This is a genomic window from Bacillus sp. EE-W1, from assembly GCF_009760835.1.
Lineage (GTDB): Bacteria > Bacillota > Bacilli > Bacillales > Bacillaceae_G > Bacillus_A > Bacillus_A wiedmannii.
In genome coordinates this window covers 54,841-70,529 of the sequence record NZ_WIPE01000052.1, presented here as the reverse complement: position 1 = coordinate 70,529, position 15,689 = coordinate 54,841, and the positions used below count along the sequence as shown (strand labels likewise).

Sequence of the window (15,689 nt, the reverse complement as noted above, 5' to 3'; positions counted from 1 at the left end):
GCGCGACTGGACCGACTGGGCCAACTGGTGCTACCGGACCGACTGGGCCAACTGGACCGACTGGACCATCAGGGCTAGGACTTCCAGCAGGATTGTATGCATTTAACTCCGCTGGGATTTCTTTAGATCTTGGAATTAATGATCCACTACCATTTAATACCGTTGGATCTCAGTTTGGTACAGCAATTTCTCAATTAGATGCCGATACTTTCGTAATTAGTGAAACTGGATTCTATAAAATTACTGTTATCGTATATACTGCAGCCGTAAGTCTATTAGGAGGCCTTACAATCCAAGTGAACGGGGTACCTGTACCTGGTACTGGGGCGACTTTAATCTCAGTTGGAGCACCTATCGTTGTTCAAGCAATTACGCAAATTACGACAACTCCATCATTAGTTGAAGTAATTGTTACAGGACTTGGACTATCATTAGCTCTTGGTACGAGTGCATCTATTATTATTGAAAAAATCGCTTAATTTTTTACTTAGCAGTAAAACTGATATCAGTTTTACTGCTTTTTCATTGGTAAATTCAATCATTAAATCCTTCTTTTCTACATAGTCATAATGTTGTATGACATTCTTCAGGAGGCAATTATATGGAAAATAAATCGGCTGTCCAGCTTTATCTTGAGTTATTAAAGAAAACAATTTTATTTGAAATATGGTTAGAATACGAACCATACTTACCTGCTTCGTTACATATATCTAAAGAACTATCATATGAACCAGTTACGGTTCCACTTCCTTTATTTCTTAAGCAGTACGTAGAAAATCACAATTTAAAAATCGTTAATCCTAACGTTTCAAACAATGAGCGTCAAGGTGGCAAGGATTGGCCAAGAGCTGCACACAGTATGGTTGGTCGAAAACGTATGAATCAATTACAAGAGGCTATGGAAACTGTTGTCAGGGAAAATATAGAAGGCGATTTTATTGAAACTGGTGTATGGCGCGGAGGATCCTGCATTTTTATGAATGGGTTTTTACAAGCAAACAACATTAAGGATCGTACTGTATGGGTGGCCGATTCGTTTGAAGGTCTGCCAGCACCTAACTTAGAACAATATCCGAAAGATTACGGTGATTATTTGCACACATTCGATTACTTACGAGTTTCTTTAGAAACAGTACAAGAAAATTTTAAAAAATACGATTTATTAAATGATCAGGTGAAATTTTTAAAGGGTTGGTTTAAAGACACACTGCCTTCAGCACCGGTAGAAAAAATTGCAATTGCTCGCCTTGACGGTGATATGTATGAATCAACGATGGATAGTCTTGTAAATTTATATGATAAAGTTTCAACAGGTGGCTTTATTATTATTGATGACTACGGATTAGTAACATGTGCAGAAGCTGTAACAGATTTCAGAAGTGAAAGAAACATAAAAGCTCCTATGACTCAAATTGATGATTTCGGTATTTATTGGCGAAAAGAATAGAATACAATTTTATTCTTTTGAGGGGTTATATTACACTACTGATTCATAAGAACCAATCGTGTAACGTTCCCCTCACTATAAATGATTAACTTATATATGCAATAAAAATCTCTTACTTTACTACAAGGACGGAGTGAATGTATGAACGAAAATGAGAAAAAAACCACATTAATTCCCCCCCCAGAACTCGTTCAATATGTAGGTGGTGACTTTGAAGAAGTTGGAAAAGAGTTTATGCAGTATTTTATTGAAATTGGCAATTTAAAATCAAATGAAACAGTGTTAGATATAGGCTGTGGTATCGGCCGAATGGCGGTTCCATTAATGAACTATTTAAGCGATGATGGTACTTATTATGGATTTGACTTATTTAATAAGGGAATTACATGGTGCAAAAATAACATTTCAACACGCCGTAACAATTTCCATTTTGAACATGTCGATATATATAACCAATTCTACAATCCCGATGGAAAAGAAGATGCTTCCCAATACAAGTTTCCATATGAAGATGAATCATTCGATTTTATTTTTTTAACGTCTGTATTTACCCATCTCCTTCCGAAAGAATTAGAACATTACGTATGCGAGATTGCACGAGTTCTGAAAAAAGATGGGAGATGTTTTATTACTTTCTTTTTAATTAACCCTGAATCATCCTATTACTTAAATGCAGGACTAAGTACGTTAGGTTTTTATCATCAAATTGACAATTGTTATGTTCTAAATAAAGATATCCCTAATTTCGCAGTTGCCTATCCTGAGGAAGATATTCGTACCCTATTAAATAAATATGGACTAGAAATACAGTCCCCCCCTCATTATGGTTCATGGTGTAGCAGAACTGAACACACAAGTTATCAAGATATTATTCTTACACAAAAAACTTCTGAAAGGTAGTTGTATATGAATAATATAAAAAATCCGCCTCTCGTTTCCATCCTTATTCCCACCTATAATCGACCACATTATTTTAAAATTGCTTTAGAAAGTGCATTAGCGCAAACGTATTCAAATATTGAAATTATTGTAGGGGACGATAGTACAAATAATGAAACAGAAAAATTAATATACAGACATTATTTACATAAGCATAAACATATAACGTACATTCGAAATGCCTCTACTCTAGGACAATTTCATAACGCCCTTATGCTCTTAGAACAGTCAAATGGAGAGTACATAAATTTCTTAATGGACGATGATACATTTTATAATAATAAAATCGAAAAAATGATGTTTTATTTCCAACAAGACCTCAATAAAAATCTCGCACTTATCACATCCTATCGCACTTGGATTGATGATAATGGAGATATAATTGAACAACATCCCTCCATGAAAAAATTATATGATGAAGATACTCTACTAAATGGGAAAGATTTTGGAAACCGTATGCTTATGGCAGGACAAAATATTATCGGTGAGCCTACAATCGTACTCTTTAGAAAAAGCCTATTAACGGAACCTTTCGGCACTTTAAATGGCAGAAAATATGGTTGTAGCGTTGATATGGCCTCTTGGATAAGTTTACTTTCAAAAGGTGATGCGATGTATATAACTGAGCCCTTAAGTTCATTCCGTCTTCATACTGGACAGCAAGTACGTCACAAATTCCTTGAGGGCTGTGAAGATTTTTCTCAGCTCGTTTTAACCTCGAAAAAGTATGGTTTCTTACAAGACGCCAAATATTATAAAAAAGGTTTGATAAGAGCTTACGGATGGTATAAAAATGCGACCAAATTTTACGATCTATTTCCAAACCTCATTCCAGATAAAAATACACATGCACGACTTTCTTATTGTTTAAATATCATTACAAAAGAGCTCCGTGCAATATAGTCCATCACAAGGGAGGAGCTATTCCTTCCTCGTGATGTATGACTTCCCACAAATAGTGGAATAAATGTATGCATAGTCTGCTTGTATATTATTTTTACCATGACATGATCCATATACTTACTAGGCGATAGAAAGGAATACATACATTGAAAGATCCAAATTCTCAATATCAAATAGACTACGTATTACTATTCATCTTATTTGCCATTGGGACTGTTAGTTGCTTTGCAATTGCAAGTGCACAAGCCTCTTTACCACCATTTTTGCAAAATGTAAATTTTGTATTAAAGCAAATCCAATGGTACTTCATTGGATTTATAGCCATCGGTTTTATAATGATTATCGATTTCGATCGTTATCAAAAAATTGCTTGGTATTTATATAGCTTTGCATTGGTACTACTAATTGGACTAGAACTTCAAGTACCAGGTGCCGTTACAATAAAAGGTGCGACCGCTTGGTACAGGCTTCCAGGCATCGGAAATTTCCAGCCTTCTGAAATTATGAAATTGTTTTTAATTATCGTCACCGGACGAATTATAGCAAATCACAATGAGAAACATTTTTTCCGAACAATACACGGCGATTTTTTATTACTCGGAAAAATATGTGCAACAAGTTTGCCACCCCTACTACTTATTGCAAAGGAACCTGATTTAGGAAACACAATGGTAATTTCCGCTATGCTCGCAGCAATGATACTAGTTTCTGGTATACGTTGGCGTTTTATTTTCGGATTAGTTTCTGGTATTTTTGTAGCTGGCGTTACATTAACGTATATTTTTTTTACTCATACAAAATTCTTTAAAGCACACATTTTACAAGAATATCAACTAAATCGCTTCTACGGCTGGTTAGCGCCATACAAATATGATGCGCAAGGCTATCAATTAAGACAAGCTTTCTTAGCTACTGGATCAGGGGAAATGCAAGGAAAAGGTTGGGAAAATGGACAAGTATACTTTCCAGAACCACATACAGATTTTATTTTCACTAATGTCGCTGAGCAATTCGGCTTTTTAGGCGCAAGTGTCATTATTTCACTTTTTTTTCTACTTATTTTCCGCATGATCCATATCGCTTTAGAAAGTAATGACCCTTTCGGTAGTTACATCTGTGCTGGTACAATCGGAATGTTTACCTTTCAAGTATTTCAAAATATCGGGATGACCATCGGATTACTACCTATTACAGGAATTACATTACCCCTTATGAGCTACGGAGGAAGTTCTTTACTCACATACATGATAGCGATTGGATTCGTTTTAAACGTTCGCTCAAGAACGAAAATCTTTATGTTTAAATGACGAGCAAAAAAAGTATATTTTTATCTCTATCCTTTTTTAGATATACTAATGAAAAATATGGTGGAGGTTTAAATATGAAATTTGACATTATAGGGGATATTCATGGATGCTTTCAAGAGTTTCAAGATTTAACGACGAAACTCGGATACAACTGGAATAGTGACCTGCCGTTTCACCCTGACCAACGTAGGCTTGCATTTGTTGGTGATATTACAGATCGCGGCCCTCATTCATTACGTATGATTGAAATTGTATGGAAACTTGTTATAAATAAAAAAGTAGCTTATTACGCTCCGGGAAATCACTGCAATAAGCTATACCGATTTTTCCTTGGGCGTAATGTGACAATTGCTCATGGACTCGAAACAACTGTTGCCGAATATGAAGCACTGCCTTCTCATAAACAAAACATTATAAAAGAAAAATTCATCACACTTTATGAGCAATCTCCTTTATATCACGTACTCGACGAGAAAAGGTTAATTGTATGTCACGCTGGAATTCGGCAAGATTACATAGGAAGACAAGATAAAAAAGTACAAACCTTTGTATTATATGGCGATATTACAGGAGAAAAACATGCTGACGGCTCTCCTGTCCGTCGCGACTGGGCAAAGGAATATAAAGGAAAAGCTTGGATTGTATATGGACATACACCTGTTAAAGAACCTCGCTTCGTAAATCATACAGTCAATATTGACACTGGAGCTGTATTTGGTGGCAAACTAACCGGACTACGTTATCCTGAGATGGAGACCGTTTCCGTCCCTTCCTCCCTGTCTTTTGTCCCTGAGAAATTTCGCCCAATTTCATAACGACCCTTATTTAGATATCATTCACAAATTACGAGGATTATCGTATCATTTAGGCGGCTCTCCTATAAAAACTAGGTAAAGTAATTAAAAAAAGATGCAATAAAGTGCATCTTTTTTTAATTACACGGCATATACTGTCGCAGGAGGTGACAGAATGAAGAAAAAATCTTCTAAACAAAAAAGAAAATGCCCGCCTTTTTATCTGCCCATGTACGGAATTAACAACTGGTGCAGCATTCGATCTGCAGCTTTAGAAGAACCGGACGGACAAGGGGCTTCCCCCAAAAACAAAGCTAAACCAAAATATGTCTCTTTAGAAAATGCTGTAATGAGCCGCATAATCGATAATAGAAAAACAAAGATGCAGCAAAAAAATAAACCTCTCTCTACTCACACTGAACAGGTTGTGCCTTCTGAGCAAACAGAGAAAAATACAGAAGAAGACATCCCTGTAGCAATAAATAAAAAAGCAGAATCAGAAATTCCAGCTGCTATTATAAATCAAGTGAAAAAAATAAGAGAAGCATTAGCACCATCCAATGATATACAAACAGAAAAAACAATCATAATTCAAACTCCTACACCTGAAAATACAAAAGTAAAAAAAGGGGGACGATATGCACATGCAGAGGGGCTTCACTCTAATGCAGAGGGTACAGCTTCACATGCAGAAGGACTTCTTACACACGCAAAAGCTTCTTTCTCTCATGCGGAAGGATCAAAAACGAAAGCAACTGGACATAGTTCCCATAGTGAAGGAAGTGAAACGACAGCAGGTGGCTCTTATTCTCATGCGGAAGGTAAACATACAATCGCTTTAGGCGAAGCAGCACATGCAGAAGGAACCGCGACTATCGCTAACGGATTCTCTTCTCATGCGGAAGGTAATCATACATCAACAGCTCATTTTGCAGGTAGCCATATTATGGGGCGCTTCGGCACAGCAGAAGAATCTTATTCTTGGTTTATTGCAAACGGCACAAATGAAACCGATCATAATATCGGTGCAAAGTGGCTTGCTCATAATGGGGAAATGTATATTGATGGCGCTTCTTACAATGCAAGTGGAACTGATTTTGCACAAATGTTTGAAACAACAGACAATAATTTTATTGATGTAGGTTATTTCGTTACATTTAGTAGCGAAGAAAAAATTCGGATCGCTACTTCAAACGATTCATTCATTTTAGGAATATCTAGTGCAACCCCCGCCCTTATAGGAAATAGCGGTGCTTTAAGTTGGCAAAAACGCTATAAAACAGATAACTTTGGAAAACGCCAATATGTACGTAGGGAATCGCAAGACATACAACCTCTTTTAAATACAGAATGGGATCCAACTTGCAAATATATAGCAAGAAAAGATCGTACCGAGTGGCTTCCTGTCGGATTAATTGGACAAATGTTAGTACGCGATGACGGCACTTGCGAAACGCATGGATATTGTCGTCCAAATAACGATGGCATTGCTACAAAATCCGAAAGTGGCTTTTTCGTTATAAAGCGCACGGGTGAAAATCAAATTTTAATATTATTCCGCTAAGAAAAAAGGGAACAAAATTCTTATGTAACGAAGAATTTTGTTCCCTTTTTAAGTATACCTTAATACCTCTTCCATATCGCTTGGAATCGTTGTAGTGAAAGACATTTCCTTCTCTAAAATAGGATGATAAAACGTCAAAGATGTACTATGAAGTGCTTGACGTTTTATCACATCTCTTCTTCCTCCATATAAATCATCACCAAGTAACGGGTGGCCTATATGAGCCATATGTACACGAATTTGATGCGTTCTTCCGGTCTCAAGCTCAAGTGATACATGCGTCTTATGATTGGCGCTATCCATCACTCTAAAATGAGTAACTGCTCTTTGCCCATTTTCACAAACGGTTCGCTCAATAATGCTATCCGATTTTCGTCCAATCGGTGCATCAATCGTTCCTTCTCGTTCTATCATCTCACCGTGAACAATTGCTTCATATGTTCTTTTCACAGCTTTTTGTTGATGCTGTTTCGATAAAAGATGATGCACGAAACGATTTTTTGCAATAAGCATAAGCCCTGAAGTATCACGATCTAATCTTGTTACGATATGCACCGTACTTGCAAGATGCTGCTTATCATAATGAGATAAGAGCGCATTCGCAACACTACCTGCCGGATGTTCTCTAGACGGAATCGTTGACATGTTCGCCTCTTTGTTTATGACGAGAACCGCATCATCTTCATATACAATACATAAAGGGATATCTTCTTTAATCATCCCTTCACTTCTTTCTTCCACTGGAAAAAAAACACGTAATTCTTCACCAGCTTGCAACTGATGACGAACACTGGCATGTTGATTATTTACTTCAATAGCTCCGCCGCGAAATTTTATATCCGTTAAGGCGGCTTTAGAAATCCCTTTTGTTTTTAAAAATTCTCTAACTAAAGTTCCCTCTTCAGCCGATTCTATATCCCATTTCAATGTAAATCTGTTCAAATATATAAACCCTTTCTATTTATCTGCAACAAACGAGTCACGAACTCGTTTCCAGAACGGGAACGGACGGAAACGAACAAATCGTACTTTCTCGTTTGCAACGCGATACTGGATTGATTTCACATCTTGATGAACCATCGTTAAATGGTCCACCGTAATTTGTAAGTTCATTCCTGCAGCCGGCTTCAACACACATGTATGATGCTTCGGCAATACGAGTGGCGAGCCTACAGTACGAAACACACGGTTATTAATAGATGCCATTTCTGCAATTTGAATCGCTTCAATAGAAGGGTGAATAATAGCTCCGCCAAGCGCCTTATTATACGCAGTACTTCCCGAAGGAGTAGAAATACAAAGGCCATCCCCGCGGAACGTTTCAAAGTACTCTCCGCGTATTTCCACTTCTGTTACTAATGTACCTTCCGCACTTTTAACAGTTGCTTCATTCATCGCCAAATACTGTGACTCTTTACTCCCATTCACATAGCGAATAATCACTTCTAAAAGCGGATATTCCACCACTTGGAATGGTGTTTTAGCAATTGCAATTACTAATTTCTCTACTTCTGTCGGTAACCAATCTGCATAGAAACCTAAATGCCCTGTATGTACACCAACAAATGCTGTTTCATCCAATCGATTATAATAACGATGAAATGCATATAAAAGCGTTCCATCTCCCCCAACAGAAATTACAATATCGGGTTCCTTTTCATCCATTATAAATCCAAAATCTAGCAAGTATTCTTTCATCGTGCTTGCCAGTGTATCTGATGATTGATCTCCCTTTGACATAATTGTAAATTTCATCGCCCAACACCCTTTAGTTTATGATTCGGAATCTTTCGTTTCTTGTTTTCTTGAAAAAGCTTTCTGCGCTTCTTGAATCTCAAGACGAATAGAAGACATTTCTTCATCTAATAAAAACGCCGCTTCCGCTGCGCGTTGCAAGCGTATTTTAATATCTTCAGGAAAACGTCCACTATATTTATAATTTAAAGAATGCTCAATTGTTGCCCAAAAATTCATTGCTAACGTGCGTATTTGGATTTCTACCAATACTTTTTTTTCTCCCTGAATCGTTTGAACGGGGTAACTAATGACAACGTGATAAGAGCGATAGCCACTATCTTTCTTTTGCGTGACATAATCACGTTCTTCCACGATTTCAAAGTCATTTCGTTTTCGAAGATATTCTACAACAGGCTTAATCTCATCAACAAATTGACACATCATTCGAAGGCCCGCGATGTCTTGCATATCTTCTCTCAGCCGATCTAGCGGTACATTTCTCTTCTCCGCTTTATCAATAATACTAGCAACCGACTTTACCCTTCCTGTTACAAACTCAATTGGAGAATGCTCTGTTAACATTGCAAATTGAGTACGCATTCCTTTTAGTTTCACTTTCAGCTCTGCCACCGCTTGATGGTAAGGTGCTAAAAATTCTTCCCAATTTCGATTCATTTCAACCACCACCAAAATCAATCCATTTGCTTATAGAAATACTTTTTCTACAGCAGTTACTAGTTCTTCTCCGTAATTTGCATTACCTTCAATATTTTCAACTAAATATTCTACTTCTTCTTTTAAATTTTCTAATTCCATTTCAACGTCATTCACACGAACGAACATTACTATATCGTTATTCATCGCTTCATGCATTGCTTCCCAGCATGTGTGCGGAATACTTACATAAATGAAAGATGATTCGTTTTCTAAAATATATAAAAATGATAAATTGTCTGAGTCTACAAGTACGTGATTACGCGCACTTAACTCCTTTACCTCTATTTCATTATTTTCCGCACAAAAAATAAGCGCATTCTCTCTCTTTTCTACGCTCTTAACTTGAATTTTATTTTGCATGCTCTAACTCCTCCATCTCAACTTCCTGTCTTACTTAACAGTATTATTGTATCATAACATGGACGCAAACAAATAAAACATTGAACCAAATTTATGAAAAAGCGATAATGTGTACAGAATTATTTTTTAAAAGGAGCGCGCATACAATGACACAAGAAATTGAAATTGAATTTAAAAATATTGTTACAGAAGAAGAATTCGATACATTATGTAAATCATTCTCTATTGAGGTATTTACGAAACAGGTGAATCACTACTTTGAAACACCGGGCTTCTCGTTAAAAGAAGCTGGCTCTGCACTTCGTATTCGTCATAAAGGAGAAACTTATACATTAACATTGAAACAACCTGCAGAAATCGGCTTGTTAGAAACGCATCAAGTCGTAACAGAAGACGAAGCAAGAATGATGATGGAAACAAACGTAATCATTCCAGGGGCTGTAATGGATCAACTACACAAATTACAAATTCCTGTTTCCACTTTAACTTATATGGGTAGTTTAACAACTGAAAGAGCCGAAACACTATTTGAAGGCGGAACGCTTGTCTTTGATCATAGTTTCTATTACAATCACGATGATTATGAAATTGAATTTGAAGTGCAAGATGAAGAAACAGGAAAAGCTGCGTTTATTCATTTATTAAAACAGCACGACATACCAATCCGTCATACAAATAATAAAGTAAAACGCTTTTTCCTTGCCAAACAAAACAAAGCACGCTAAAGTGAAAATTCCACTAGTGAATACGTTCTACTAGTGGATATATCTCACTTTTTAAAAGGAAAAGATTCTTTTACATTTGAAAACTAAGCAAAGAACGTTATGAAGGCTGTTTATTTGCCCTCTAGAACATTCCATTGCTACAATAGATATACATTTCATGGAAAAAGGAGTTTATAAAGGATGAGCAAGCAACCGATGACACCATTTGAAGCAATTGGCGGTGAACAATGCATTGCAATATTAGTAGACACGTTTTATTCCTATGTCAGTAAACACCCTGACCTATCTCCCATCTTCCCGGATGATTTAACAGAAACCGCTAGGAAGCAGAAACAATTTTTAACGCAATATTTAGGTGGTCCTAATTTGTACACTGAAGAACATGGTCATCCTATGTTAAGAGCACGCCATCTTCCGTTTGAGATTACTCCAAAACGAGCAGAGGCTTGGCTATCATGTATGGAGCAAGCAATGGATGACACAGGAGTGCACGGTCATATAAGAGAGTTCGTTTTTGAACGTTTAGCGTTAACTGCTCAGCATATGGTTAATACTCCAAACGAAACAGGTGAAGTGTAATGGATAAGCAGGAAGCAACGCATATAAATATGCCATCTCCTTCCGCATGTGAGCATAAGTCTGTAGAAGCATATTTATTTATTGATCCACTTTGTAAAGATTGCTGGGAAATTGAGCCCTTTATTATTAAACTATGGCTTGAATACGGGAAATACTTCTCTATTCGTCATATCGTAACAGGAAAAGTGGATGGAACGAACGCTTCCTCACACAAATGGAATAAACCTGCTAATATTCGATTTGTGTGGGAAAAGACAACAAGTTTACAAGGTTTTTCATGTGATGGAAAGGTACATATGCAAGAAGCATCGTCAACACCATATTTAGTTTCGATGGCAATTAAGGCAGCGGAGTTACAGGGCCGAAAAGCAGGTTCGAAGTTTTTGCGAAAACTCCAAGAATACATTTTCCTTGAAAATGTATCAAACCCTGACTGCGAATTATTACTTGCATGTGCAAGAGATAGCGATATTGATGTAGAAGAATTTAAAAAAGACCTACATTCCGCTAGCGCAAAAAAAGCTTTCCAATGTGACTTAAAATTTACAAATGAGATGCACATTACAGAAATACCTTCTCTCGTATTCTTTCATGCGAATTCAGATGAAGAAGGTATTAAAATCGCTGGAACTTATTCCTACGACGTATACGTACAATTATTGAAAGAACTTGTAAAATGTGAAATCGAGCCAGAACCATTACCACCTTTAGAAGTGTTACTAGAAGCAACGCAATTTATATCTTCAAAAGAAGTAGCATTTATATATGACTGCTCGCAGCAAGAGATCGAGCGTGAACTGAAAAAATTACAACTGAAACGAAAAGTACAAATGATTGACGTAAAATGTGAACGTTATTGGAAATGGATAGCAAAAGAAAAAGACCTGGTGTAAAACACCAGGTCTTCTTCTTTACGGCTTATAAAAATATTAAAGGGGATGGGAGAAATTTTCACGTTCAAACAAAGGGGTATATGTTTGTATGTGAATTCGTTCACGCTTATTATATTACAAGATTCGACGTCAGATGACAACCCCTTTTGTCGAATTTCACACTTTTGTCACATTCTAAACGTTTTCATTTCTGAATAAGCTATAAAAAAGCTATCTTGGAGGTGTTCCGTATGAAAAAAACGTATATTTTACTTATCTTACTAGCTGTCATCGTTTCTTTTTTCTTGTACATCCTCTCTCTACTACAAGCTTTTCCTAAAATTATTGCCTTCCCTCTTTTATTTGGAGTCATTGTCATCGCTCTCTCTTATTTCAACCATAAAAAACGATTTAAAAGGTTTTAACTACAAAAATCACCTGTAAAACTGCCTTCTAATTTAGAAAAAAGAAAGAAATTCACCTTATCCCTTCGACAAATATCGACAAAAAATATTAAAAACAAAAAAGACGAGGTAAATTCCTCGTCTTTACAATTACTTCTCTTCAAATAATAATGCTTCTAATTCATTTAATTTCTCTTCAAATACTTGTAGCGCTTCTTTTACCGGTTCTGGAGATGCCATATCTACTCCAGCTTTTTTCAGCACTTCAATTGGATAATCTGAGCTTCCTGCTTTTAAGAACTCATTAATGTAACGTTCTACTGCTGGTTGCCCCTCTTCTAAAATTTGTTTAGATAAAGCCGTTGCTGCACTAAATCCTGTTGCGTATTGGTATACGTAATAGTTGTAGTAGAAGTGCGGAATACGCGACCACTCTAAACCAATTTCTTCATCGATTACTAAAGCATCACCGAAATATTTCTTATTTAAATCATAGTAGATCTTCGTTAACATGTCTGGTGTAACCGCATGTCCTTCTTGTACTTTCTTATGAATAATATGCTCAAACTCTGCGAACATCGTTTGACGGAATACAGTACCACGGAATCCTTCTAAATAATGATTTAATAAGTATAGACGCTCTTTCTTATCTTCTGTCGTTTTTAATAAATAATCGTTTAGAAGTGCTTCATTACAAGTTGATGCTACTTCCGCAACGAAGATTGAATAATCACCGTATACGTGCGGCTGCGTCTTTCTTGTATAGTAACTATGCACGGAATGACCGAACTCATGAGCAAGTGTATATAAATTATTTACATTATCATGCCAGTTCATTAAAATATACGGATTTGTTCCATATGCACCAGATGAATATGCTCCGCTTCGCTTTCCTTTATTCTCATACACATCTACCCAGCGATTTTCATATGCTTCTTTTAAAATGTCAACATACTCATCACCAAGTACGTTTAAAGACTTTAATAACATGTCTTGTGCTTCTTCATACTTCACGTTCATTTTCACTTCTGGTACAAGTGGTGTATATAAATCATACATATGAAGCTCATCAAGTCCTAGTGCACGCTTACGAATATCAATGTAACGATGTAGCAAGTGTAAATTATCATTTACAGATTCAACAAGTTGATCATACACCGCTTCAGGAATATTATTATTACTTAATGCCGCTTGACGTGCAGAATCGTATTTACGAACACGCGCATTGAAATTATTACGTTTCACAGCTCCGCTTAACGTGCTTGCAAATGTGTTCTTATATTTCCCGTACGTTTCATATACAGCTTTGAATGCATCTTCGCGCACACGACGATCATCACTTTCTAAAAACTGAATGTAACGACCATGTGTAATTTCCACTTCTTCTCCATCCTCACCTTTAATAGATGGGAATTTCAAATCTGCATTATTCAACATACCAAATGTATTACTTGATGCACTCATTACTTCAGATGCTTCTGCTAATAGAGCCTCTTCCGCTTCAGATAATACATGCGGGCGTTGACGCGTAATTTCTTCTAATGCATGTTCATATACACTTAAGTCTCTATTTTCTGTCAAGAATGTTTGCAGTGTATCTTCTGAAATCGATAAAATTTCAGGCACAATATATGCTGTGCTACTAGATACTTGTGAATATAAATTTGTTGCACGGTCATTTAATGCTTGATACACAGAGTTTGTTGTATCTTGATCGTAACGCATATGTGCATATGTATATAGCTTACCTAATCGCATTGAAATTTCGTCTTCATATTGCAATGCTTCAAGTAAATTGTTCGCAGAGTCACCAAGTTTCCCTTTAAATTCAGTTAACTTCGGTAATAGCTCTTTAATGGCTTGGAATTCTTTTTCCCATTCTGCATCTGTTTGGAAAATATCTTCTAGTCGCCACGTACTTGATTCTTCAATCTCTTTGCGATCTGGTAATGTTTTTGCTGTGTTTTGTTCAGACATCCTTTAAGCCCTCCTTTAAATATCTCTACTTACATACAATTCGATTTTTCTTATGTAATTCCTTCACGATCAGTCTTTATTATATCCCCTTTTCCTTCTCTCATGTTGTACTTTGCCTCAAATAAAGATAAGGCATACGTTAAGCAAATTTCATCATATTTTATAACTTCCTCCTCTGTTTTTAACATAACTACTTCTCTTTTTTTCCGGTACTTATAAGTCCCTATTTTCTGCAATACACCTGCATAACATAAAAATGTCATATATTCAGCAACTGCTACTTTCCATATATGCCGTGAAAAGTACGGGAGCATGCGCCTTTTCGTATACGGTTTCACATAACTACATACATATTGAAGGGAAATACATTCCCCTACCGTAAGCTCACCTATACATTTTATATATAGAAAAGCTTGCCATATAAATGGATTTGTTTGAAAAGCAAATGAGGACGGGAGTGGCACACCGATTTCAGAAGGAAAATTTGCTGGGGTACATTTACATTGATATAAGAGGCGTAATAGTGACTTATGATTGTAATTCCAAATCGGCAGAGCATTTTGCCGAAAATTGCTCTTTCGCTTTTTCCATTCCTCACCTAATGTTTCTTTTCGGAAAGAGACGGGAGAAAAGAGCATTTCAAAAGTAGTCGTTTCAGTTGGTAAATAGATAATATGTGTGAAAGAGACGCTTGTAGAAAATGAAGTGAGAAACGCGCATTTCATAAATGATTTTTGTTTCGAACAGAAGAAAATAAGAAATGGCTGAGGATAAGGTTGTAAGGAGAAAGCCATAAGTGAGGAGAATTTCATCCAATATGCTGATTGCCTTTTCAATTGATTTCCACCAATGATCCAAATGACCTGTATACCAGCTCGCCAATACGAATAGGTTCGTTTGTACAGCTGCTCTATAGAGAGATTGGCGCATTGGTATTCAATCGCAATTGTTCTCCCTGCTCTCTCTATGAAAATATCTGGTCGTTGCTGAATTTCTGGAAGATAGTGCTCTATATACACAGGAAAGTTTTGACGTTTGAACCACCTATATAACAATTCTTTACCGTGCATATGATACATAGATTCTGCTTCATAAAAGGCAAGACACGCGTCCATTTTCTTATGAGCAAAATGCCAACTTTTTTGTTTCCCTAATTTCATTTGCACTTCCTTCCCGCAAGCTATGCAAAAGAAGCTTTCCTTTTTACGCATACGATGTAAAAGCTCTTCATCATGATGATAGAGTAGATGGATTTTTTCTCCGTTTTCTCTTTTGGCGATAAACATCGGAATCACACCCTTTCAGCTCCTTATATTCTACAATTTATTACAAATTCCTTTTAAAAAAGAGATGTCCCAATTTCG

Annotated in this window: 16 protein-coding genes and 1 pseudogene; 11 read left to right on the top strand and 6 right to left on the bottom strand. The window is 36.5% G+C overall.

What is annotated here, in order from left to right:
* The 7 genes and pseudogenes from bclA to GFJ36_RS05480 all read left to right on the top strand — a co-directional run.
* Nucleotides 1-479 (top strand): annotated as a pseudogene (bclA, locus tag GFJ36_RS05510) (collagen-like exosporium glycoprotein BclA); the annotation flags it as partial.
* A 122-nt stretch (nt 480-601) separates the two neighbouring features.
* Nucleotides 602-1,447: a TylF/MycF family methyltransferase gene (locus GFJ36_RS05505; protein WP_098230404.1), complete on the top strand. Its 846-nt coding sequence runs from the start codon at nt 602-604 to the stop codon at nt 1,445-1,447.
* A 141-nt stretch (nt 1,448-1,588) separates the two neighbouring features.
* Nucleotides 1,589-2,347, top strand: a complete 759-nt coding sequence (locus GFJ36_RS05500; RefSeq protein WP_098230403.1) for a class I SAM-dependent methyltransferase — start codon at nt 1,589-1,591, stop codon at nt 2,345-2,347.
* A 6-nt stretch (nt 2,348-2,353) separates the two neighbouring features.
* A complete protein-coding gene (locus tag GFJ36_RS05495; protein WP_087984740.1) occupies nt 2,354-3,289 on the top strand; it encodes a glycosyltransferase family 2 protein in 936 nt (311 codons plus the stop codon).
* A gap of 146 nt (nt 3,290-3,435) precedes the next feature.
* Nucleotides 3,436-4,596: an FtsW/RodA/SpoVE family cell cycle protein gene (locus GFJ36_RS05490; protein ID WP_087984739.1), complete on the top strand. Its 1,161-nt coding sequence runs from the start codon at nt 3,436-3,438 to the stop codon at nt 4,594-4,596.
* A 74-nt stretch (nt 4,597-4,670) separates the two neighbouring features.
* Nucleotides 4,671-5,411 (top strand): bis(5'-nucleosyl)-tetraphosphatase PrpE, encoded by a 741-nt coding sequence (gene prpE / locus GFJ36_RS05485; RefSeq protein ID WP_087984738.1) that lies wholly within the window; start codon nt 4,671-4,673, stop codon nt 5,409-5,411.
* A gap of 154 nt (nt 5,412-5,565) precedes the next feature.
* Entirely contained in the window at nt 5,566-6,954 is a 1,389-nt protein-coding gene (locus GFJ36_RS05480; RefSeq protein ID WP_157349513.1) for a peptidase G2 autoproteolytic cleavage domain-containing protein, read from the top strand.
* 48 nt (nt 6,955-7,002) lie between these two features.
* Here GFJ36_RS05480 and GFJ36_RS05475 read toward each other — a convergent pair whose 3' ends face one another.
* From GFJ36_RS05475 to GFJ36_RS05460, 4 genes are read right to left on the bottom strand one after another with little or no spacing between them, the layout of a single operon-like run.
* A complete protein-coding gene (locus GFJ36_RS05475; RefSeq protein WP_087984736.1) occupies nt 7,003-7,896 on the bottom strand; it encodes an RluA family pseudouridine synthase in 894 nt (297 codons plus the stop codon).
* A 15-nt stretch (nt 7,897-7,911) separates the two neighbouring features.
* Nucleotides 7,912-8,709, bottom strand: coding sequence for an NAD kinase (locus tag GFJ36_RS05470; RefSeq protein WP_000673190.1), 798 nt, complete (start codon nt 8,707-8,709; stop codon nt 7,912-7,914).
* A gap of 18 nt (nt 8,710-8,727) precedes the next feature.
* Nucleotides 8,728-9,366 (bottom strand): GTP diphosphokinase, encoded by a 639-nt coding sequence (yjbM, locus tag GFJ36_RS05465; RefSeq protein WP_001081480.1) that lies wholly within the window; start codon nt 9,364-9,366, stop codon nt 8,728-8,730.
* A gap of 30 nt (nt 9,367-9,396) precedes the next feature.
* Complete coding sequence (locus GFJ36_RS05460) at nt 9,397-9,768, bottom strand: UPF0738 family protein (protein WP_001179996.1); 372 nt, start codon at nt 9,766-9,768, stop codon at nt 9,397-9,399.
* Between the two features lie 146 nt (nt 9,769-9,914).
* On the opposite strand from GFJ36_RS05460, the gene GFJ36_RS05455 reads away from it, so the two are divergent.
* The 4 genes from GFJ36_RS05455 (at nt 9,915) to GFJ36_RS29010 (ending at nt 12,369) form a co-directional block, all read left to right on the top strand.
* Nucleotides 9,915-10,493 carry a CYTH domain-containing protein gene (locus tag GFJ36_RS05455; RefSeq protein WP_098077730.1) on the top strand — a complete coding sequence of 193 codons (579 nt, stop codon included), beginning with the start codon at nt 9,915-9,917 and terminating at the stop codon, nt 10,491-10,493.
* Between the two features lie 180 nt (nt 10,494-10,673).
* A complete protein-coding gene (locus GFJ36_RS05450) occupies nt 10,674-11,072 on the top strand; it encodes a globin domain-containing protein (RefSeq protein WP_000043382.1) in 399 nt (132 codons plus the stop codon).
* Nucleotides 11,072-11,965 carry a ClpXP adapter SpxH family protein gene (locus tag GFJ36_RS05445; protein WP_000360672.1) on the top strand — a complete coding sequence of 298 codons (894 nt, stop codon included), beginning with the start codon at nt 11,072-11,074 and terminating at the stop codon, nt 11,963-11,965. The genes GFJ36_RS05450 and GFJ36_RS05445 overlap by 1 nt, the downstream gene beginning before the upstream one ends.
* Before the next feature lie 230 nt (nt 11,966-12,195).
* Entirely contained in the window at nt 12,196-12,369 is a 174-nt protein-coding gene (locus GFJ36_RS29010) for a hypothetical protein (protein ID WP_087984734.1), read from the top strand.
* Between the two features lie 129 nt (nt 12,370-12,498).
* Here the strand turns inward: GFJ36_RS29010 and pepF are convergent, their stop codons facing one another.
* Both pepF and GFJ36_RS05435 read right to left on the bottom strand, forming a co-directional pair.
* Nucleotides 12,499-14,325, bottom strand: coding sequence for an oligoendopeptidase F (pepF, locus tag GFJ36_RS05440; protein WP_087984733.1), 1,827 nt, complete (start codon nt 14,323-14,325; stop codon nt 12,499-12,501).
* Between the two features lie 50 nt (nt 14,326-14,375).
* Nucleotides 14,376-15,620 (bottom strand): competence protein CoiA, encoded by a 1,245-nt coding sequence (locus GFJ36_RS05435; RefSeq protein WP_098230402.1) that lies wholly within the window; start codon nt 15,618-15,620, stop codon nt 14,376-14,378.
* Nucleotides 15,621-15,689 lie beyond the last annotated feature (69 nt).